The 24,432-nt window shown below is 42.4% G+C and carries 14 protein-coding genes; all 14 read right to left on the bottom strand.

The genetic code is table 11. From position 1 onward, the window contains the following. Positions 1–92: 92 nt before the first annotated feature. On the bottom strand, positions 93–500 hold the full coding sequence (locus C558_RS30235) for a hypothetical protein (RefSeq protein ID WP_018754743.1): 408 nt from the start codon (positions 498–500) through the stop codon (positions 93–95). Positions 501–649: 149 nt separating this feature from the next. Further along, on the bottom strand, positions 650–1,378 hold the full coding sequence (locus C558_RS0103005) for a response regulator (RefSeq protein ID WP_018754742.1): 729 nt from the start codon (positions 1,376–1,378) through the stop codon (positions 650–652). After that, positions 1,344–2,540, bottom strand: a complete 1,197-nt coding sequence (locus C558_RS0103000) for a sensor histidine kinase (protein WP_018754741.1) — start codon at positions 2,538–2,540, stop codon at positions 1,344–1,346. Before C558_RS0103000 ends, C558_RS0103005 begins: the two co-directional genes overlap by 35 nt. Before the next feature lie 57 nt (positions 2,541–2,597). Continuing rightward, positions 2,598–5,324, bottom strand: a complete 2,727-nt coding sequence (locus C558_RS0102995; RefSeq protein WP_018754740.1) for a stalk domain-containing protein — start codon at positions 5,322–5,324, stop codon at positions 2,598–2,600. A gap of 207 nt (positions 5,325–5,531) precedes the next feature. Further along, positions 5,532–9,269 (bottom strand): Ig-like domain-containing protein, encoded by a 3,738-nt coding sequence (locus C558_RS30230; protein WP_018754739.1) that lies wholly within the window; start codon positions 9,267–9,269, stop codon positions 5,532–5,534. A gap of 246 nt (positions 9,270–9,515) precedes the next feature. Continuing rightward, a complete protein-coding gene (metK, locus tag C558_RS0102985) occupies positions 9,516–10,718 on the bottom strand; it encodes a methionine adenosyltransferase (RefSeq protein WP_018754738.1) in 1,203 nt (400 codons plus the stop codon). Between the two features lie 177 nt (positions 10,719–10,895). Continuing rightward, positions 10,896–11,180, bottom strand: coding sequence for an alpha/beta-type small acid-soluble spore protein (locus C558_RS0102980; RefSeq protein WP_018754737.1), 285 nt, complete (start codon positions 11,178–11,180; stop codon positions 10,896–10,898). 50 nt (positions 11,181–11,230) lie between these two features. Next, on the bottom strand, positions 11,231–11,746 hold the full coding sequence (locus tag C558_RS0102975; protein ID WP_018754736.1) for a hypothetical protein: 516 nt from the start codon (positions 11,744–11,746) through the stop codon (positions 11,231–11,233). Between the two features lie 9 nt (positions 11,747–11,755). Further along, on the bottom strand, positions 11,756–14,272 hold the full coding sequence (locus tag C558_RS0102970) for a hypothetical protein (protein WP_018754735.1): 2,517 nt from the start codon (positions 14,270–14,272) through the stop codon (positions 11,756–11,758). A gap of 186 nt (positions 14,273–14,458) precedes the next feature. Continuing rightward, positions 14,459–17,485, bottom strand: a complete 3,027-nt coding sequence (locus C558_RS30225; RefSeq protein WP_018754734.1) for an Ig-like domain-containing protein — start codon at positions 17,483–17,485, stop codon at positions 14,459–14,461. Between the two features lie 491 nt (positions 17,486–17,976). Then, on the bottom strand, positions 17,977–18,318 hold the full coding sequence (locus C558_RS0102960; protein WP_018754733.1) for a hypothetical protein: 342 nt from the start codon (positions 18,316–18,318) through the stop codon (positions 17,977–17,979). A gap of 130 nt (positions 18,319–18,448) precedes the next feature. Next, entirely contained in the window at positions 18,449–22,162 is a 3,714-nt protein-coding gene (locus tag C558_RS0102955) for an S-layer homology domain-containing protein (protein ID WP_018754732.1), read from the bottom strand. A 248-nt stretch (positions 22,163–22,410) separates the two neighbouring features. Continuing rightward, a complete protein-coding gene (locus C558_RS0102950; RefSeq protein ID WP_018754731.1) occupies positions 22,411–23,541 on the bottom strand; it encodes a glycosyltransferase family 4 protein in 1,131 nt (376 codons plus the stop codon). 117 nt (positions 23,542–23,658) lie between these two features. Then, positions 23,659–24,423 (bottom strand): WecB/TagA/CpsF family glycosyltransferase, encoded by a 765-nt coding sequence (locus C558_RS0102945; protein ID WP_040674310.1) that lies wholly within the window; start codon positions 24,421–24,423, stop codon positions 23,659–23,661. Between the last annotated feature and the right edge of the window lie 9 nt (positions 24,424–24,432).

Below are 24,432 nucleotides of genomic sequence, written 5' to 3'. Positions count from 1 at the left end.
GCTGAATGAGGTGTGCTTCACACTCATTTACTATTTTACCGCCTTAATCATCAACAACATAAAACCTTATTCATTGTAACCGGTTACTACACTCATCCAGCAAAGGGTATTTTTGCCCAATCCTCCGCTTCATTCAACCGAATACGAATAGGCTGGCGCATATGCTGCATAACAGCGTTCGAATCCCAATCCGATGCATCTATAATCAACACATCGACACTTCGATGCATCGTTAATCGCTTCACGATCGGAATCGTTAAATCGGTCGATTGATCATCAATAATCGTCAACCGTAACCTTCCGCCCCGCAGTCCTGCATACATCATGAGTGCTCTAATGACCCATTCAATCTGCAATTGATTTTGCTTGGTAACCAGCACATACTCCAATTCTCGTCCCGTAGCATCGAGACCACGTTTCTTATGCCAATGCCATGCAACATGGACTGCCGCGACGGCCACAGCATAACATACAATAATCAGACATAACGTTAGTAACATCGAGGCTCACCTCCCATAGTACACTATATGCGCTATGGAAGAAGCCGGTTCTTCGGACAAGAACTCATCTTTGATGCCATGTGGGGTTATCTTATGTACCTCGAATCACTCAACGGGACCCGAAGTGTTCTTCGAAGAAAGATCTTGCTTTACAACGTCACCCAGCCCTGTTTAATGGAGTTAATAACCGCTTGTGTACGATCATCCACTTCCATCTTCTGCAGGATACTGCTCACATGGTTCTTCACCGTCTTCTCACTAATAAAGAGATATTCGCCAATCATCTTGTTGCTCTTACCCTCTGCCATCAAACGAAGCACCTCGGCCTCACGGCGTGTCAATGGGTGATCATCCGATGCCATGAATTTAACCCCAGCTTCGCGAGCTACATCATTGCCATCGCTCATGACGCCGATTTCATCCAAATACGTCATCCGACGTAACTGTTGAATCAATTTCCCAGTCACCTTCGGATGAATGTAAGCATGGCCGATAATGACCGAACGGATCGCTGTGATCAATGACTCAGCTTCCATATCTTTAAGCAGATACCCTGAGGCACCTTTACGCAGCGTCTCAAATACATAGCTCTCATCATCATGAATCGATAGAATTAACACTTTAATATCAGGGAACATCTCGCGTAATCGTTCGGTTGCAACAACACCATTCTCGATCGGCATATTAATATCCATTAATACCACTTCTGGCTTGGTATGATTACAGAATTCAAGGACTTGAATACCGTCCCCACACTCACCGATCACCTCGAGGTCATCTTCCATGTTCAGAATTCTTTTGAGACCTTCACGAAAAAGCTGATGATCATCAGCTAATAAAATTTTAATTTTTGTCGTACCTGTTGTTTTCGTATCCATCCTGCAACTCCTCTCTACTGTTAGCATTCGTAGGGATGACGAATATGATCTTCGTTCCCACATTTTCGGTGGATTCGACATCCATCCTCCCCTCTAATAATTCAACTCTCTCTTGCATTCCAATCAGACCAAAATGCGTATGCTTTTTCTGTTTCTCCGACAATAGATCTTTATTAAATCCTTGACCATTGTCTTGGATCACAAGCTTAACCATTTGGACTTGAAATGTAATATCAAGTGAAACGTAAGAAGCATGAGCATGTTTCATCGTGTTCGTAAATGCTTCCTGAACCAATCTGAATATGGCAGCTTCCATTCCTGAATTTAGACGAAGCTCTTTCCCTCTTACTTCAAAGGTCGTACGGATGCGAGTCTTCTCCTCAAAATCATGCACAAATTTACGCAGCGTCGGAATAAGTCCTAGATCATCCAGGGCCATAGGCCGCAAGTTAAAGATCACTTTGCGAATTTCTTCCAGACCGGAACGGATTTGTGATTTCAAATCTATTATTTCGTCCAATACCTGGGTAAAATCCTGCTTATGCATCATCCTTTCGACAATTTCCGTCCTAAGCACTAGATTTGCCAGCGACTGCGCAGGGCCATCATGAATTTCTCTAGCAATCCGCTTCCGCTCTTCCTCTTGCGCCACAATAATTTTGAGTCCGATGAGCTGACGGTTCTTCGCAGACTCGAGAATTCGGGTGACCTGATTCAGATCACCCGACAAATATTCCAGGACCACATTCATTTGAGAACCTATAGTTTCGGCCCGTTCGATCGATTTCTCCACATTACGTACCCGTTTCTGCAGATCATCGCGGCGAGCACGGAGATATATTTCTTTTTCACGAAAAATCATGAGATCGAGTTGTATCTGTGTTGCCTTCTCATATGCAGCTTTAATATCGGCCTCGGTGTACCGTACAAAATCACGGCTAACTTCAGTCAGGCGAATCCGCGCCAGTCGATAATCTCGTTCAAGAATATCCACCCGATCCACGGTCTCCCCCGCTTCCTTCATGACATGTTGTAGCTCCTGATTGAGCGAACGCATCTCTGAACGCGCGTTATCCAGAATTTCAAAGATTTGATATTTGCTGCTCTCCATCACGCTAATCGCATTCTTTATGACACGATCGATCACATCAACTTGCTCCACAAGAGATCTACTCCATTTCTATCACAATGTCCAAGAAGTTAATAGTATCATACCACATCATTGTAATGTAATGGACTTGTTTTTGCCATCCCACTCGACTTTAAGGCCGATTTGCTCCGACACGAGACGTAATGGGACATAGGTACGATTTTTGTAGATGATCGGCGACACTTCCGAAGTATTGCGTTTTCCGTTGGCAATATAATCCTTTTGACCCACCCATAGTTCCATCATCCGATCAGCGCGTAGGACCATGACTTTTTTGATCGAAGATTCCCAACGCGCACTTCCGCCAAACTCATCCAAGATGACTTTAACTGGCACATAAGTCACGTTTTCCTTCACAAGAGGTGCAACTTCAATCTTCTTGTTCTTCCCATTCACGACTGCCGTCGTATTGCTCACCTTGAGTACAACGGTTGGAGTTGGTAAAGCGAGAGAGTTGCTAGATGCAGGTGACTTGAACTGAATATTGTCAAAAGCAACCTCACCCGTTAACTGCCGCTCATCCTGTCCTTCCGGTACATTCACGACATAGACCCGCTTCAATTTCATAGAGCTGTTTAGCTTGGAAGAGCTGAGATCAATATTGAGCGTTTTCCATCCTGACCAGTCAATCGCTTTGTCTAGATCCACATAGATGGATTGATTATTCGCATCAACGAATTCTGCGCGCAGCCAGTTCAGACTGTTATCCCCCATCACATCGATACTCATCGAGCTTGGGCTGCCTTCTAATGCTTTACCATTCTTGCCGTTCAATTCCGCATAGGCATACAATTTACCTGATGCCTTCGTCATATCGTATTGCAAATCGAGCACTTTGGACTTCTCGCGTCCAGTCACACCAGTCACAACCGCTGCGCTGCCTTGCACTTCCGCTGGAGAACCTGTGAACTGAATCGGATACTTCACATTCTCGAAATCTTCCCACATTTTTGTCATTCCAGCTTGCAATGTCATCAATGCGCTAAAGCCATCATACCGCGCAATCGCATAGCCGATTTGGGCATCTTTATTCACTTCATCGACCGTAATGGTGTTCCCTTTCACAGAGCCTTTGAACCCAATGAACTCCCACTTCACGGATTCTGCTGGAAGCGACAACGTACGGCCATCGATTAATTTCACCGTAATGTCTGTTGCATTCTGAGTACCTGCTTCAAGTGTACCGACGGCGTTACTCAGATTCATTTCCGCCAGTTGGTTGCCACCGACCACTTCAACGTTCATGCTGGTCTTCGCATTCTGGGATTTCGCAGTGACTTCCGTCTTCCCTGACTTCATCGCTTTGAAATTCTGACCTGTCCACTTCATCGCTTCCGATGAAGCACTCCAGTTCACAGCAAGATTAGATGTATCATAAGGATTGTAGTACGAGTCATACCCTTTGAGTGCATACGTAGCTTCTTGACCGACGAATAGGGTATTCTGTCCACTAACCATGAGACCCTTCAGCTCACCCTGAGGCGCTGTTGTATAGATCCCAAGACCGTTCACAACCCCACGTTGCGTTTTACCATACTCTGTGTCGAACGTGAGCGAGGTATCTGTATCCCCAAGAGGTCTAGATACCATCGTCGTCGAGCCGCCACCGTCTAAGTTAACGGCTTTCCAGATGCCGATATCTTTCATGAAGTTTTGTAGCTCTTTGAGCGTCATGCCAGAACTCGTTCCATTGTCTTGCACGGTCACGACATACGAGGTCTTCTTATCTTGGGAATATCCTACAGCCGTACGCGCACGTGCGCTTCCGCCGCTAATTGAACTTGTACTCCGTGTAAAAGCAGATGGTTTCCCATTCTCGACGAGCAGCGTATGCCCACCGATCATCATTTGGAGCGAATTTGGATCGACTTTCTGCCCGTTCGATGACGCCACGAGGTTATAGTCTACCTGCAGCTTCTGACCAATCTGAACATGCTCACGAATGAAATTGGCTGCTTGTCCATGTGTACGCAGAATGTATCCATCGCCTGGTACCGGCATTTCAAGACGCGTGCCTTCTGAGATTTGCATCACGACGCCGTTCTGCACCAACACTTCGGTAGGCGTTGTCGATGGATCTGTCGGGCGACTCAGCGACTTCCAAGCGCTTGTGTACACATACATGGCATTCGCATGGCTATAGGCGTTATTCGGCTCTGTCATATAACTCGCTTTATTTACACCTGCAAGAGGGAAAGTCGTACCGTCTGGTGCTGTCACTTGCCCTTCGAACGTGAAGAGATCGATCACAGGCTCCCGATTCGCTGTTAGTGCAAAGGCATACATTCCGCTCAATTGCGAGGGACTCGACATAAAATCATTGTTAGCAACTTGCGCACCTAGAGGGGCACGATCAGCACCTGAACCTGTCTGGAAATAATCCCCGTTCACCCCAGCGACTGCCCCCGTCTCTTTTGCCATGCCGCCTACCGATTGTGTCGTTGTAAACTGACCATTCTGTCCCGTCATAACATCCATCTTGACATTGGGATTCGTAAGATCAACTTCGATCACATTGACTTTCGCCGTTACGTTCTTATTCGAACGTGTCCCTGACCATTGGTATTCAACCATCTTCGCACCAGAAGTGATCATTCCGGATTGAACCTGGACGATATGATCGTTTATTTTCTTACTTGTGGTTGATACCCCACTACTAGAGCTCGAAGCCCCATATACGCTGCTATCCGCCCAAATAGGCTGCAAGAGCAACACGCCTGCAACCGTTAATATAAACACTTTCTTCCCGATCACGTATACGCCTCTGCGCACCGTGTTATTGCTGTTCTGCATCATGTTTCGTAGCTCTCCTATTCATCCCATGGTCTGTCAAAATCATCTACCATTATTCGATATATTCTTCTATTTCGAGATTACTCTCTTATAATAGACTCTTTTTTCGCCAAAAAGTTACGTCATTTCCTAGGAAATGAGCCAAATAGCCCAAAAAACCGCCGAAATCTCTCTCGGCGGTTCTCATTCTAGCTCTATTTCATTGTTTTGCTAGTTTAAATATTGGATCGATTGCATCATTCGTTTCAACATCACGACAGCTTGCGCACGCGTTGCATTTCCTTGCGGATTGAACGTGTTCGCTGTCATCCCGGCAATAATCTCGGATTGCAGTGCCTTCGCAACGGCGATTTGAGCACTCTTATTAATCTTGCCGCGGTCCGAAAACTTCTTCAGAAGCGTACTAGAATCTGTATCCAGTACAACCCCTTTGCCGACATGGTCCATCGCACGAACAACCATCAGCGCCATTTGCTCACGCGTAATTAAGTTATTCGGCTTAAATGTCCCGTCCGTATTCCCTTGAATAATTCCGGCTTTGGATGCAGCACCGATATAGGCACCTTCCATCGTGTTTGATGATACATCCTTGAATCTTGCTGCGGATGCTTTATCGCCAGACAATCCAAGCGCTCTCGCCACGAATACGGCAAACTCCGCACGTGTGATCGAAGCGTTCGGCACAAATGCCGTACTCGAACGTCCTTCTACAACGAACTTCGAGGCAAGCTGCGTAATATCTGCTTTCGCCCAGTGGGTCTGTACATCAGCGTAGTACGCGTTATTGCTTACGATCCGATACATGTCGTTGCTAGGGCCGGTGAAGGTCGCATAGGTCGCTGAGGTGTCTTTCCCGAATAATGTCGGTACATAACTAATTTGTCCCGCAACACTATCATAACGAATCGCAGCCGACTGATCTTCTTTTGCAACTGTTCTCAATTTCAGCATGTGATCCATACGAATATTCATGTCCTGTGACTGCTGAGATGAGCTGTTCGCAATAATACCAGAGATATGAAAGTCATAGGGCTCCGATACGGGTTGAATACTTCCTTTATTGATCTGAGATACAATTGGAATTGCCGAATTGCCCGAACTTTGTTTCTCAATTTGCATCAAAATTAAAACATTGTTACCCGATGAACCTAAGCCTCTTGTAAGCTGCCCTACATCCATACTCTTAAGTGGTAGCGTATAGGTCGCTTCTCCGAATCGAATCGAGAGATATGTATTCATATTCTGTGAACGAATCTCTTCCAAAGTTTGCACCGGTATAGCAACTGCAGCAGCACGCTCAGTAGTTGACACATCAAAAGTTACTACTTTATTTAACGACGGGTCTTGTTTAATTACATATAAGAATGCTTCTTTGAGTTTTGCCCCATCCAATGTATACCGATTAATCGGCTGACCTGAGCGAGAACGATCTGAACTTATCTGTGCAACATCTGATTTCAGTATATTTAGCGTACTTGCATACGGATTATAACCCTGTTCAGATTTCAGAAGATCAGAGCCTGTAACCCCTGTTGTTCCTGACGGACCCGTCACTGCCATATTCGTAAAAGCTTTTAGTTCATTACCATCAAGGTCTTTGATTGGATAATAACCTGGAGTGTAGCTCACTATTACAGATTGCCCGGAAGAAGGAATGGTCGACCCTAATCGAATCGTTATCGTATCATTGTAAGTATTTAAAGTCACAGCATTGACGGTCACCGCAGCATTATTCGCACGTACAGAAAACTGTGATGAGCCTAAGGTTGATGCTGTAGATACTTTCTCAGACATGGTAAGCGTAATAATATCTCCATTCAACACAGCAGATTTGACATAAGGAATACCTGTGTTGTTTCCATACCCTACTTTCTCGAGGTTGAATGCAGGCGCGTAGTTACCATTCAAATCACGGAGTCTTGGGTCCCCAGGTGCATAGGACACTGTGACTGTCTGATTCGTCGCTACACTCGATGCCAGCGTCAATTCAACAATGTTCTGGTTAATGCTAATGGCTGTCACATATATTGGTTTATCGTTTACCAAGACAGAATAATGACTCTTCATAGGCACAAAAGAACTATCAATGGCTTCATTATAAGTCAAGACTAGCTTGTTACCATTTACGCTCGTCGACTCCAGCTTCGGCGCTACATTATCATTGTAGTTGCGAATAAAGAAATCCGAGAATGAACTAATCGGTGTACCATAATAACTCATCAATGGATAAGATCCGGGTGAATAACTTACTTTAATGACTTCGCCATTACTTACCGAACTATCGAGTGTTAAAGTAATACTGGAACTATTATATGTTGAATTACTGCTAATACTTTTCGTACTGCCATTCGCTGTTACTGTAAATTGCGTATATGCGTAAGATGAGAGGTTATTTATAGAGTCACTGAACGTCAAACTTAGCGTACGACCGGAAATGTAACCACTCGTAACCTTTGGTAATGTCGTCTCGACTGTATTCTGCACAACTTGATTATAGAAGCTGCTTGCTTTATTTCTTGCTAAATCTTGAATTGGCCTTACCCCAGGTGAATAAGTCACCTTAACATATTGACCTACGGCAACGCCGCTCTGCAAGTATACATACACGCGATCTCCACTTACACTAACGCTGGATACGCCTCGACTCTCGTCATTTATACTTACTGTAAAATTTGATGTATAAGGCTCTGAGTTCTGATCTAAATATTCATTATATTGTAGGACGATGGCATTATTGTTATACATTTTTATCGATTGTAACACTGGTGCTGTATTATCCTGAATTGTCGTTGTGAATGTCCAATAACTTGTTCCCCATCTAGCGTCATTCGGATTACCTGCCAAGTCCCTCACAAAATCACTCGGAATATCAATCGCGTAAGTCGTACTGAACCCCATACTGGACTGAGGGATAATGGTCACCGTACGACGATCGGAACTTAGCGATGTACGACCTGTAATTGTGTTTGCATTCGTATTAATTGGACGCAGCGATATGGTACTGGTGTTCAATTGAACATCTTCACTAAAGGTTAATGAAATTGTTGCTCCAATAGCCACATTACTTGATCCGTCCGAAGGCGACTGACTAATGACATACGGCTTCGTCGTATCCGTAGCTACACGGAATGTCCAAGTTGAGGAACTCGAAATTCCTGCGTACGGGTTATACGCCTGATCCGTAAAAGCACCTGCATCGATTAATACGTAATAACTAGTGTTGCTGTTCAAAGCACCACTTGTTGGGTTAATCCGGATAACCGTTGTGCCCCCGCCAGTCACTTGCAATGAATTGGCAGAGATCGTATCTACAGGCTGGTTGCTAGCGTTGAAAATTCTAATATTCCCGCTACCTGGGTAAACGACTTCATTAAAAGTCAGGGTTAGCGAGGATGCAGAAGACACATTCGTGCCATTCGTTGGATAGTAGCTCGTTACGACTGGCGCTGTAGTATCTACCAATCTCACCGTATTAAACGACCATGATGTCCCCGATAATCCTGCAAATGGCAAATCTCCACCATCGGTCGTGTTCTTGATTGCACCCGGGTCGATCGTAACGTAATATCTCTTATTAGCGACGAGTGCTTTATTCGAAATAGATACAAATTTACCACTAATGCTTACTTCACTCGTATTCACGTCGATCTTCTGATATTCACTACTTGCGGATTGATCCACAATCGTAATATAACCCGATCCTTTCGTTACAGGCTGATCAAACACAATATCCAATCGCGTATTTACACTAACTTCTGATGCATTATGTGCGGGTATCGTATTCAAGATTTGAGGAGCCGAATATACCGCATTCGTCACACTCGCTACTTTTACCGCAGACTTGCTCCCCGCTTTTCCTTGGCTTCCAGCTGCCGACACAGGTAACAGTCCAATGACCAACTGTATCACCATCACACAAGCCAACCATAAAGATACTTTCTTTCTCATTTCATCCGCTCCCCTATGTATTGTTCCATTGATCACGCTAATTCGCATGTGATTGTATGTAGAAACGGCCTAATTCTTATGGATGAAAGTTCTTCATATCATAAAATAGACACTCGTAATTATATTTTCGGTAGAATCACTCTATAAGTTTAGATAGAACACCCCATTCTTGGCGATAAAATGCAAAAACCCCTGCGTGACAAGCACACAGGGGCAGTTCTTCAACCCTTAGGTTTATTTATTCGATTAAGCGTTCGCTTGTTCTTTCAACAATTCCGCTTTGTCTACGCGTTCCCACGGAAGATCTACATCGGTACGGCCGAAGTGACCATATGCTGCAGTCTGACGATAGATCGGTTTGCGAAGATCCAACATTTTGATAATGCCTGCTGGACGAAGATCGAAGTTGTTCTGAATCAGTTCAACCAGTTTCTCTTCGCTCACTTTACCTGTTCCATACGTATCAACATTAATGGATACCGGTGTAGCTACTCCAATCGCGTAAGCAAGTTGGATTTCACATTTATCTGCAAGGCCTGCTGCAACCAAGTTCTTCGCCACGTAACGCGCTGCATAAGCTGCAGAACGGTCAACTTTCGTAGGATCCTTACCGGAGAATGCGCCGCCGCCATGACGAGCATAACCGCCGTACGTATCCACGATAATTTTACGTCCTGTAAGACCTGCATCCCCTTGTGGTCCGCCGATAACGAAGCGTCCTGTTGGGTTAATGAAGTATTTTGTCTTATCATCGAGCAATTCTGCTGGAACGACAGGCAAAATAACTTGTTCTTTAATGTCTTTTTGGATTTGCTCCAAAGTGACTTCTTCTGCGTGCTGCGTCGATACAACGATTGTATCTACACGTACAGGTTTACCATCAACATATTCAATCGTAACTTGCGTTTTGCCATCAGGACGAAGGTAGTCCAATGTACCATCCTTACGCACTTCGGACAACCGACGAGCGATACGGTGGGACAAAGCAATTGGTAATGGCATCAATTCAGGTGTCTCGTTCGCTGCAAAACCAAACATCAAACCTTGGTCACCTGCACCGATACTTGCCGTCTCTTGGTCCATTTGAGCGGGGTCACGGTCCTCAAGCGCTGCGTTAACGCCTTGAGCGATGTCTGCCGACTGCTCATTTAGGGAAGTCAGAACGGCACATGTATTATAATCAAAGCCATATTTCGCACGTGTATACCCAATTTCCTTAATCGTATTACGTACGATGGCTGGGATGTCCACATATTCCGATTTGGTGCTGATTTCTCCAATAACAAGCACAAGGCCTGTTGCAACAGAAACTTCACACGCTACCCGAGCGTTCGGGTCATTTGTTAGAAAAGCATCCAGTACCGCATCCGAAATTTGATCGCAAATTTTGTCCGGATGTCCCTCGGTAACCGACTCTGAAGTAAATAAGCGTCGTCCATTTAAAGACATCAGTTTTCAACCTCCAACTCAATAATATTATTATGGCATTAATCTATAATACCTACACATAAAAAGGACCTTTCCCGGTTGGAAAAGGTTGTATTACATCCTTCGACAAAAATATTACTTCATTTGGACTACAATGTCAACGAATGAATAATGTAAGATCATGCCAGTATACTATGGTTATACTTGAAGTAATGTGCGCTGTGCTTCCTGAATTAATCTCCGGGTAATTCCGCCGCCGACGAATCCTACATCCCTCGACGACAGGTGTCCCCAATCATCCTTCGTTGCATAAGCTTGGCCACCCATCTGATCGCCTAATTCTCCAGCAAATTCCGAAGAGAAATCACTTGAACGACTCTGCGGGTTGGCCACGCTTAATCCTAATTCTGCAGCAATCTCATACTTCATTTGATACAACGCATCACGGCTGGCTGGTACCAGTTTACGATTTCGGCTTGACATGAAAGCTACACCTCCGTAGTGGATTCAGTTGCAGCCTTAGTATGCCTCACTTATTTAATATCGTATCCGCCACGCACCATCACGGTAAGACCGTTTTTCTGCTTCGCATCTGGCATCACACCGCGTCCATCCCGCGGAAATAGCAGCAAATGATTGTTCACAACGGCTTGCTCATTGGAAATATCTTTACCATCTGTCAGGTCAGATATTCCATTCGCATCTGGGCTATATACCACAGCTTTACCAGCGCGTACAATAAATTCCGCTCCGGCTTTTGCAATAAGCTTCTCTCCGCTCTTAATTGTTACAACCTTCAACTCATTGCTTTCAGCGTTCTTATCCGTGTCTTTTCCGGCCCCACCCGTCTGCTTCGCTAGTTCAGCCGCTACAAGCTTCTGGACCTGCTCATCAACGTAACTCTTGGTTACGACGGGATCATCCACAGAGCCCGGCTGAGAGCCACTAACTGTGGCTCCGTCGGCGCTGGTGGAAATGACACTGCCTAGTAAGAGAACTCCTGCAATTACAGTAATACTTAATGATGAATATTTTTGTAGTTTGTTCATTTGAATCTCCTAATCATGGTTTCGATTCAGGTTTTGCGTACTATAGTAGTAACCTTGCGATGCTATCAACACTTTTTCACCTTGGAATTGATCGTAGATGTTGATTTTGAAGGATCCAGACTTCAGGTTCGCAAATGCTTCATTATCGAAACTTGCCGAACCACTTAAGTTCGTTCCTACTTTTAGTTCCCCAGATTCCAATGTAAGCTCTTTACTGATCAACTTACCAGTTGATGTGTCTTGCAGTTCCATCACGACTTTATGTCCGTATTCACCCATTTCGTAATCTTGGTTTCTAGACAAGTCATAATCGAAATCTACTCTTACGGATGATGTACCTGATAATGAACCTGCCAAATTCTTAATCGATAGCTTGTAAGGGAACAAATCAAGATCCATAAGGTTAATTTTTGATTCAATCTTCGTCTGGCTTAATTCAAATTTCACTGCATTTACATATCCTGTAGCATCGCCTTTTGGTGGTGTCATCTTATCGTCAGACACACCTTCTCCGATAATTAGCTTCAACTTGCTACTATCAACACTTCTAGGTAACTTCGTCCACAACATCACTATATTTCTACCATCAGGACTTGTAGAATGATCTACTTGGCTAACAGAGGCTTTATAGTATTGGTTGTTGTCTGTTGCATAGAAACCAACGATGTGAGATAGATCTGCTTGTCTATCTTCGATATTTTTCATTTCTAGCTCCGTATAGATAATATTCGAGCCAGTTCCAGGGTAAATAACTGTACGACGCTCAATGATTTCTGATTTCTTCCCTGCTGTATCAACCGTATAGATCTTACCATTCTCTATCGTCGGGATTTTGCTGATTGATCCTGTGTTAGATAATTGAATTAAATCATTTGAGTTCTCTCCAAGTTTCTCACTCAACAAAATTTGCAATTGATTAAAGGATAAATCATATGGAACCTTCGTTGAGAGGTATAGATCCAATTCTTTCCCTGGTCCTACGAGTAAGCTGCTATTACTTTGAACCATTTTGGAGCTATCTGCATTTTGAATGCCATCAATCTTAAATAGGCCTTCAATTTTAGGGATTTCGATAGATTTAATGAGACTATCATTTTTAATTTTGATTTTGGCCGTAATCATATCGCCATCCGACCAAGGCAAGCGCTGAATCGAGCTCAACTTCAGACTAAAGTTGCCTTTAGCGTTTTGAATGTAATAACTAGAGCCAACTGAAGTTTGATTAGCTTCTACTTCAGGAACACTGAATATCGCTACCGGATAACTAATCGCATCCTTCTGAGCAGGGTCTGTAGGTTGGTTCATGAATAACTTCAAATTCTTGAACTGCATGTAAGAAGGAAGGCTAACATTTAATCGAATATTCACTTCTTCTTGTGGTTTCAGAATAACATTATCTAACGCTTTTGTGGTCAGTGGGAGTGTGTAACCCTCACCTGTATGGACAACAAAGTTGTATTTTGGAATCGTGACTGTTTGAGCACTCGAATTCTTAATATTAAGGCTAATCGTTGCTTGAGATTCCGAATTGCTCTGATTGAGCCATACATCAGAAATCTTAGATACAACAGTACTGTTACCGATCTTAATCTTCTTTTCTACCTCATTACCTTGGTTGGTATTCTTCGATTGACTTGGAAGTTGGAAGGTTGCTACAGCAATTGCAGAATTTACTCCTTTTTCCGTTGAATCATCTTGAAGAATTTGTAATTGCAGTTTATCTGTTTTTGCACTCGCGGGAATGAGAGCAATTAGATTTAATGTCTTGCTATCTTTGGGTTGTATTTTAAAATCAGTTCCTGTTGTATCTGCTTGTAATGGATAATTGCCACCATCCGGTGTTTTCACTACGAACTTATACTTAGTATCCTCGAGAACCTTGATCCCCATATTTTTTAATCTTAACGATACATTAACATAGTAATAATTATCAGACTTATACATAAACGACTGATCGATAATGGCATTAACAGATACATCATTTATTTTCATTGCCTTTGCCTTACCGGATGGTGTTTCCGTATTGTAAGCTGCAGGGACATTGAAAACGCCGAGTTTCTTCTCATAGTTCGCGGCACTAAAATCCCACTTCACCATTTCAATATTAAAATCACTTATCTTAGAGATATTACCGACCTTGGAATAATATGTAATACTCACTTCAGATTGCGGTGCAATCTTCTTCTTATCTTTATCCTTTGTCATTAAGTTACTTGAGAAGGAAGTACCTGCTTTTGTCTTTACCCGTGTCCAAAAATCAATAAGTGATAATTCTTTGTTATCACCATTCTTATACGTCAACGTATAGGACAGGACGTTCCCATCATCTTGAGTCAATAAATTAATGTCCGTTAGTCGAACTGAGCTTTTCGCAGAAAGACTTACAGATTTCAAATTGGCTAATGAAAAAGAAGTGTTTTTATTGTTAGTAACAGGTGCCGCATTGGTCGTGGGCAATCCAGCTATGGATTGTCCCATAAAAATTGCAGCTGCAAGTACGAGCGCAATCTTACTTGGTCTATTCAATTGCATTTCCTCCTTAATATAAAGCAATATACTAATCTATATTATAAACGCATCATAGACGCTATTAGTTTCGATTTTGTTATATAAACCATGGTTTTTCGTAATTTTAATGAGATTACTTAAATTCCGTAAACAGGGTTAGACAAAAAAAAGGACCTGCTTGTGCAGGTCCTTTTTTAATAAAGATTAGTTAGTTGCTGTCTCTGGAATGTACGCTTGCGAGAACTTATCGCTACCGCTTACTACATTTCCTCGAGTAGCATCTTTAATGAAGATTGCGTTCGGTTTAACGCGAACATCAAACATTTTACCCAATTGTTTAGCGTTGTAAGGAACAGTTACGCGAACTGTCTTAGCATCAACTGCAGTAACATTGAAGACATCAGGGGATACTACATCGCCATCAATTTTAACTTCAAAGTCATATTTTGCGTTTGGTACAAGAACAACAGCTTCAGTGAATTTAACATCTACATAAGTTCCTTGAGTAACAGATGCAGTTGCTTGAAGACTTACACTATCAACAGATGGTGCAATTCCATCAAGAACGATAGCAGATGTAATTGCAGCAGTTACTTGTTTGCCAGCTGGTGTAGCAAGGCTGCTATTAGCTTTAACAGTAACATCTAGTGCTTCACCTTTGTAAAGACCGTCTGCATCAAGTTTAGTGTTATCGGACAATGTGAGCACAACATTTTTACCATCAACTTCAGCATTGATTACATCAAGTTGATAAGACTTAGTTTTCACATTAAAGTCAGATGCATAAGCACTACCGGATTGCAATACTTGGTTAAATGGTACTTCGATTTTCACATTTGAAGTAGATTTTGGTGCGTCAGTACCAAATCCAATTGCGCTAGCTTGTGTAATTGCCAGCATATCAGTAGAGAAGCCCTCGATAAAGTTATCTGCTGCATCTTTAACCAATTGAACTTTAATTCCTGTAACATCTACACCTGGTTTCAACTCAGATGGGAACACGATAATTGCCGATTTACCATCAGGTGTAGTATCGATGTATGCACCACTTGGAAGGCTTTGTGGTTTACCATCTTTATCCTTGTACAGATAGTTTTTCTTTTCAGTGATCGATCCTTCACCGTCAAGTTTCATTGCTTTGGAATAAGTTACGATAACCTTTTGACCATCATAAGTAACTCCATCAACTTTTGGCTGTGCTTTATCAGCAACATCAAGAGCTTTCGTGAATGGCATCATAACATTTTTCAAAGTAGTGTTGTCAGAAACTCCACTAACTTCTAATGTGTATTTTTTGCCACCTTCTAGTTTTTGGTAAAGGTAAACAGTTACTGTTTTACCATCAGTGCCAAGAGTAGCTGTTTTCAATACAGATACTTCTTTGCCATCGCTATTTTTCACAACAAAGTTAGCTGTTTTTTGAGCTGAATCTTTATCAAGTGATTTAGAGAATTTAACAGTGATAGTCTTCATATCATCTTTAAGTTCAGTTGTAACTACTTCTGGACGAGTTGTATCTACTACAGGGTTAACTTCGATTTTAGCATCGTTAGCAATCACGTTACCGGAGTAGTCTTTCACGCCAGTTACATACAGGTTAGTAGTGTACAACAAACGATCAGATGTGTTGAATTCGAATTCATACGTATCATCTGCAATAACGTTCACTTTGCTTGCACGTTTCTTGCTATCACCTTGTGTCCAGTAAACGTTAGAAGCCAATACAGTAGACTTATCGATCGCTTCACTGAATTTCAAAGTAACTTTCTCGAAAGAAGCCTTAACTACAGAAGAAATTGTTGGAGGTGTTGTATCTTCAACAACCGTAAACTTAAGATCTGTAGATAGGTTTTTCAAACCAGAGTAGTCTTCTACACCACTAACAGTTAGTGTGTGTTCAGCATTTTCCATTTTGTTGAATGGTTTGAAGATAACAGTGCTTCCAGTGATGTCAACAGTACCTGCTACATTTTTACCATCAATTTTGAAGTTGTTGGAAGTAGCAACACGGATTGGTTCGCTGAATGTAATACGAACTGCTTTGTTACCCAAAGCTTCAGTTTTAGTTGCTACAGGCAATGTAGCGTCTACTGGTGTGAACGCAACATCGTTAGCAGTAATTACTTTGCTTCCTGCACGCACGTTAGCTACAGATAGTTTGTATTCTTTTTGGTTTGTCAAAGCACGAGTCTTATCATCGCCACGTTCTACTGTCAATGTAGCAACTTTCTTGTCAGCAGACAAGGATACGGAGATGACTTTAGGGTTGCCATCACCTTTAAGCGAGTAGTTGCTTTCATCGTTTGCAGTGATGGAGTCAACTTCACCGTCGAAAGCTACTTGAACTTCACGAAGGTTATCTGCTTTAACAGATTCAACTTTAGTTGCATCAGTTACAGTCCAAGTGAACTTAAGAGTTTTCTCTTCGCCATTTGCACGTTTAACTGTTACAGTGTTCTCTTTGTTAGCTTCAAGAGCTTTTTCAAGTTTGAAGGATTCTGGTTTGTCTTTTGCATCAGAGAAAGTTACTTGGATGTTGTTAGCATCAACAACTTTTACTTCATAAGAAACTTTTGCTTTCTCGATTTCAACGCTTGCTGTGTAAGCAGCAAGAACCAATTGTTCACGAGTAGCTGCCGCTTTGAAGTTAGCGTCTGCAGGGATCAATCCAGCTTTAACAGCTGCATCAACATAACCTTTAGCCCATACGGAAGCGCCGTTTTCAGCAGTTGCAGGAACTTCAAGTTTCAATGCAATTACAAGGACTTTAGCCATTTGTTCAACAGTTACGTTACCGTTGAAATCAAATGCCAATTGACCTTTTTGGTTTTTCGAACCTTCCATCAATCCAGCTTTGGATACGGAACCGATGAATGGAGCTGCCCAGTTGTTAGCTTTTACGTCAACATACTTGGAAGCGGATGCTGCATCATCTTCAAGAGTAAGAAGTTTTGCAACAACTTTCGCGAATTGACCGCGAGTCATGTTTTTGTCAAGACCTGCAGTACCGTCTGGGTAGCCAGAGAAGATACCTGCTTTAGTAAGTGCATCATATTTGTCTTGTGTAGAAAGTTCTTTGTTGTCTGCACCGAATGCTACAGATGCGAACATCGAGAATGCCATTGCTGTGGATAATGCGATAGATAAAAATTTCTTCATAACCTTTATTTCTCCTCCTTGAATATCTTTCACTTTATAATTTTTAGATAAATTGTAGCTCTTGTTACTCATCGCCGATTCACCCCCTTCCTCGAGTTGAGCAAAATTCCTATAATTCATGTCTGTAACATGATAGTCACAGAAACTAGTAAACAATTAACATGATAAATAGATGTAGATTTGTAACCCACCCTAACATTATACAATGCGGATATACTGCCGTAAAGGCATAATTTCAAATCTTAACCTATTACTTTGTCAAAAAATGACTGTTTTGCGAAGCTAGAGTCGATTATTCGCTGCTCTGTTGTATTCACATAATGTTAGACGTCTGAGTTTCTAAAAAGTTGCGGTTTCTCAAAAAAAATTTTAAAAGATAATCAGAACTTGCTATCAGCTTCAACATCAACATTTTCCATATAAAAAAGCCACGGTTGTTAGTATATCATTCTGCTATACGACAGTCATCATGAAAAAACTGTAAATAATATAGGAATAAAAAAGACACCTTGCAGGTGTCAAGGTGTCTTTTGCTATTTAAATATAAAATAGTTATGTGAATCTTATCGAATTCTCATCGCAAGATCAATGATTGTAGCGCGTGCTTGAGGATTGGTATCCAGGTTCTGATACATCCGATCAAAGCTATCTTTATTATCAAGGTAAGTCTTCTCACGTTTGATTGTCGTATGAGACCAGCTGATCAATTCATTCTCCGCTATTGTCAGCGCATTAAACGCATCGTGGAAGCCTGTTTCCTGAACGAGCTCTTCCATAACCTCTTGTGTAATCTCACGCAGCACTCGAGTTTCTTCGATACGTTTCTGCATAACCTGCGATTTCTCTTCGAATTTAGCTTTCGCTCTTTGATAATCTACTTGCGGTTTGGCCAAAATTTTATTCATATGTCGAACTCCCTTAGTCGTTTTTCAATTATTGTATCCCAAAGTGAGAAGAATTACAAAGTGTACCTAAAATTTAACATTAAAATCATGAATAGCGAAAGGGAGCCAAAAACGCTCCCTTCACATATTCCTATTTGATTTTCTTCAACTTCTTCATAATACGCTCTGCAATAACAGCAGCATCCGCACGTTTCAAATTCGATTTAGGCACGAAACGATAGGTTGGTTTCTTCTGGCCCTCCACTTGACTAGGAACACCCTCAATATACCCTGCCTTAGTAATCGCAGATACTGCGGTAATCATGTAAAAATCAATTGTTCCAGCATCTGTAAATTGCTTTTGTAGCTTCGGAAGATCTTTCTCTGGTGTAGCTAATTTCAGATTCAATGCCCGTGCAATCATGGTAGCAGCGTGTTCCCTCGTCAGATCCCCATTAGGATCAAATATTCTTGGTGCAACACCACGAATGATACCTTTGCGAACTGCTGTTTCTACATATCTGAAATCCCATAAAGAATCAACATTACCGAAATCGCGTACATCCTCAAACGTCGGATTATTCACATCATACTCTAATGGAATATCCAGCATTTTAACTAGCATTGTTGCGAACTCACCACGTGACACGTTATTATAAACACCGAACTCATCCGAGGATACAGGCTTCATAATACCATTAGCCAGCATTAACTCTACACTATTCCGTGCATATGGATGACCAATAACATCATCGAATGTGTAACGTATTCCAAATACAGCATAATATCCAAACCCATCGAATGGGGCGCTGATTGTCTTACTGCTCGCGTTGATTGTTCCCCCTAGGTTAACCCACTTCTGATCGCGGTCTACCCAGCGCCAAATGGCTAAATTACTGGAAATCGCATCAACAATCTTTGGATCATATTTCAACTTAATTGTCCCACGTTGTGTGGGCTCCATCCATTGACTGTTAGCACGCTCATAGAAATTAGGCTCTCTCATTGGATCGCTAACTGCTTTGTACGGGAGACTACCTTCTACGACCTCCGTGACATTTCCTTGGCTATCCTTCTTCAAATAACCTGCATCCATCCAGTATAAATCTGATGCATAACTATAACGGCTTGGAAGGGTTAGATACTGTGTCGCACTTAGATCTGCAGGAATGTCTTTCATTGTACCATCAAGCGGGCGACCCGATAGTTCTTCACCAACTGCATTATACTTCTTCACAATCCGACCGTCTTTACGATCTGCAATACCGAAGAGAATTTGTTGACTATCGAACATATTGATTTCAGGAGGCGCTTGGCCTGGCGTCGTATTCGACTCTCTCAACAAAGTACCTTTAGGAAGCTCCAGTGCTACATCGCCTTTAAACAAAGATAACTTGCCTGAAGTCGGAATATTTGTCTTAAAAAGGCCACCTACCAGTTTCTCTCCAGCATAATTGACGGTAAATTGACCATTCGTCTTCTGATTTCCTTGGACTACTGTAAATTTAATCGTATTCTTCCCGACTTTTAAGTTCTTGACCTCAGCACGGAAGATATCATAAATAGAATCTTTTTTCATTACTTCTTTACCAAGCAAGATTTGTGTTGCCCCATCCGCCTCAATACTAACCTTCAAAAAGTTCTGATTGATTACACTCTCTTCAGGAAGCTTCGGAGAACGGATAATGTATGCCCCACTCTCACGAACGATAGTTATCGTTTGTGAGACATTAGCTGAGCCTTTACGAGCTGTAATCATAATACTTTTCTCACCAGTTTTCGGTAAGCTCAATGCATCTGTCGTATCATTTGGTTTTTTAATTAATCGGAAATGGTACAGATACACCGTTTTACCGTTCTCATCCGTAACAGGTGTCTTATTCACATCATCTCCAAGTACTGGCTCGAATGAAACAAGTTGGAACACCTTCGGGTCAATATTCCATCCAGCTGCCTCAAGTTTTGCAGAAGCATAGAATTTTCCATCAACTTTAACTTCAAAACTATCCGCACTTCGAACTGTGAATAACATTTCGTATGCTTTTTCGGAAGTTGAATATTTACGATCCGATACAAGCTTAAACAAACCATTCGGATCTCCTGTCTGCGGAATCGGCGCACCAGAAGGATCTACAATATAAGGTATCGGGAACATGGATGTAATCTCAGGTGAATACTTCGCGAAAAGGAACAACGAAATTGTTGTCGATACAGGTACGCCGTTCGCAACACCAGAGACGGTTATTTTATTCTGTCCTGGAACGATTAAATCTCGGTCCGCTTGTGCTGTTGTGTACTCTAAATTCCCGTTAACTGTTGTATAGGTAAATGGTTTCTGGTTACCGTTAATCGTTAATTTAATATTCGCTAAGTCCGTGCTCGAAAAATTCGTATGTTTCACAACAATTTTATCGAATTGATCCGCCTTATAAATCGTTTTGCCGTTAGGAATATTAATGATTTCTAAGTAAGGCGCTGAGACATAGGTTACTGTAAACACTTTTTTATCAGCAGCCTTATCTGGAGTTATCTCTAAACGTTGCTGTCCCGGAGCCATGCCTTCTATTTTGAATACATATTCATTCGCTGCACCATTTAAAAGTTTCCGAGTATCTTTGATAAACGCGCCCGATGGTAATCCATTAATAACTGATTCCATTTTTAATGAACTGGTAGCTCCACTCGTCTTCACAAGAATGTATACAGGTAAACTCATAAACATCGTATTATCAGTTAGAGGAGCACTTTTGTCATAAGTAACATTCGTCTTATCATCAATGACATTAAAAATTTGCTTAACATCTGTAATAAACACATCATTAGTAGTTCTATTATTAAAATCGATCACAAAAGCAGATGTTTGCTTCCCATAATCGCCTTTAACTTGCAATTGATGCAAACCGGGTTCACTTACTGTTAAGTTACTCCCCACGCCTGTAGTATAGTTAAAGACAATAAACCGTCCATCCTTCTTCACAGATGTAACAGTTGCATTTAGCTCTACCAAAACACTTTTCGGGTCGGTTAATGAGACTTTAAGTTTATCTACCTGATCCGTAACCGTTGAATCTTGACGGAAAGCAATTGAACCGGCAACTTCCCCCGTTGGATTGTTCACGACACTTCCACGATTAACACTTGTTCCACCGATTTTTGTATCAAATGCAGTTGGAACGCCTGCATAATAAATAACGTCACGAGTTTCAATAATCTCTTTTGTACCATTATTCGCTCTAATTACAAGAGTATTTCTTCCAAATTCAAGTGGAAGGTCAGAAGCCACGAAACTTTTCCCATCTCCTGAATACATTTTCTTACCATTAACGTAAATTTCCTTCGCATTCTCAGCCTTCAGAATAATGGATTTAGTATCAATGACCGTTGGGTCTGTCGTATCCCGGAGTAAACGGCCATCTGGTGCTTTTATATCATACAGCATAGGTGCATTTGTATATCTGACGTATACGACCCCGCTTACGATATTCCCTACCGAGTTGGTCCCTTTCAACGTAATCTGATTGAGTCCTGGCTCCAACTTTACGGATGCAAAACGAAATGCATTGTTATTAATAATTTCTGGCTTAACATCCGTCCCCCGCTTATTAGAAACTTCTACAATGTTAGATCCTTCTAGTACAACCGTAACCGCCTCATACGAAATACTGCTTGGTGCAACCCCTATAAAAGTTCCTGTTAAGTCAATCGACTCGGTATTCACTTCACTTGGAGCAGTAGCTGACGTACTATAATTCGCGATCTGGAAATAATCCGTTGCTGAATCCGCAGCCTCCGCCTTATCCGGCGAGAACGGAATCAGCGTCACCAATAGTGCGATCGCCATAATCATTGATAATATCTTCTTCAAAAGTATGTCCTCCTTTAGTAGATTAACGATGAATTCAAATACCCTCCATGGATTAGTCTATGTAGTGTAGTTATCGGTCACATCGTGCCGAATTTTTAGAGATTTGGTAGGAAAAAGTAGATGACGAAATAACCCCACCAGGTGGGGACTTGGCTTCGAAGCCGGTTCAGGTACTTTGCGGGGGCCCCGGAAATACAGAAAGCCCCTAATCGCTAAGCGATAGGGGCTCTTAAGAATATTCTATAATATTATGATTTCGATTGCGTTTCTGTCTCGGTCTTCATCAAGATTCGGCTGAAGAAGTGAATGACCGGTTTCTTCGACTTGTCCACGATGCCGATGACTTCGGCGCCGATTTGCAAGAGGAAGATTAAGATGAATGCGACGATGAATGTCACCCAGTTCGCTGCATGCGCAGCGGCAACGGATTGGATTACCGCGAGTACACCGAAGAAGGTGGCAATCGCGTAGATCACTAGCACGGTTTTGCGGTGACTTAGTCCTAGCTCACGTAGACAGTGATGCAAGTGTCCTTTGTCTGGCGCAAAGATTGGTTTCTTGTTCCGCCAACGACGGATAATTGCGAAGAATGTATCCGAGAGCGGCACCCCGATAATGAATAGCGGTGTTAAAAAGGATACAACCGCCACCTGCTTGAACCCGAGCATCGAGAGCATCGCAAGGCTGAATCCAAGGAACAGGGATCCCGAATCACCCATGAAGATCTTTGCCGGGTGGAAGTTGAAGAATAGGAACCCTACAATACTTCCTAGTAATAAAAGACTAATTAGGATAACGGTCGTGTTGCCCATGATGAAGGCCATCGCGAGTATTGTAGAAATCGCAATACCCGATACACCTGCTGCAAGACCATCCAGTCCATCGATCAAGTTAATCGCATTCGTCACGCCAACGATCCAGACGATTGTTAGTGGAATCGCGACCCAGTCCGGCATCGAAAAGTAACCATGGCCGAAAGGGATATTGACGAAGTCTACTGTAATGCCGAAGCCGAAGACCACGACACATGCAGCAATAATCTGCCCTAGTAATTTTACTTTAGCGGATAATTCAAATCTATCATCGAGTGCACCGATCAATACAATAATCGATCCACCTGCGAACAACGCTTTTACGAGATTACCTTCTCTGCTTGCAAACATATTGTCTGGCAACCAAGGCAACAGTAATAGAAAAGCAATTCCAAATGCGAAGAAAATTCCAAGTCCGCCTAATCGCGGCATAATGCGTGTATGCACTTTACGAGCATTCGGCATATCCATTGCGCCGACCTTCACTGCAAATTTCTTCACTAGCGGCGTAAGCACGAGCGCTAACCCTAATGCTAATATAAAGCCGATTCCGTAAACCATTCCCATTGGTCTTTTCAACCCCCATTTTATCTACCGGAATGAATTATACTCTGTTCATATTCGAAATGCTATCCCTGTTTTTATCCATTTCGAAGAGATTTTCAGAGGATTTCATCGATAATCTCATGGTTTTGTGACGTTTTCTTTCTCGCGTATCACTTTCCACATGAATTCCGGGAGCGCAAGCATTCTTTTGAATCGCCAAGGCTCCTTCATGAGACGGTAGAACCATTCAAGCCGCATTTTTTGGAATAGCCGCGGTGCTCGTTTGAGCTTACCGGAAATGACATCAAAACTGCCGCCGACCCCCATCATAACCGGAACATTCAATTCATTCCGATACTTAGCAATCCACGGCTCTTGTGTCGCAGCAGAACGTGCAACGAACAGGATATCCGGCGCAGCCTCTTGAATCTGTGACACCACTTCGTGATCCTCATCCTCGCCAAAAAATCCATTCCGTACGCCTACAATCTGCACATTCGGATATTGCAGAGCAAGTCTACGCGCAGCTTCGGTAATAATCTCCTGCGAAGTGCCTAATAGAAACACACGCCACTCACGCTCATCCCCGAGCTTCATGAGATGATGCAGGAGATCAAACCCCGTAACACGTTCCGGAAGCGGACGATTCACATAATTCGCTGCCCATACAATGCCAGCACCATCCGGGACGACGAGATCGGCCCGTTGCATGATTTGCAGCATTTGAGGATCATTCACTGCAGCCATCACCATAATCGGATTCGCCGTAATAACGTGATTCGATTCACGCCGTTCAATCGCCTCTGTTAAATATCGCACCGTATCCTGCATATTCATCGTTGAGAACGGTACGCCGAAGATCGGCAATTTCTCCACTGTTACTGCTTGCTGTTGACTGCTCATGTTCACGAA

Source organism: Paenibacillus terrigena DSM 21567 (genome assembly GCF_000374845.1).
GTDB lineage: Bacteria > Bacillota > Bacilli > Paenibacillales > Paenibacillaceae > Paenibacillus_K > Paenibacillus_K terrigena.
The sequence above is the reverse complement of the archived record's forward strand: the minus strand, read 5'-3'. Positions and strand labels throughout refer to the sequence as shown.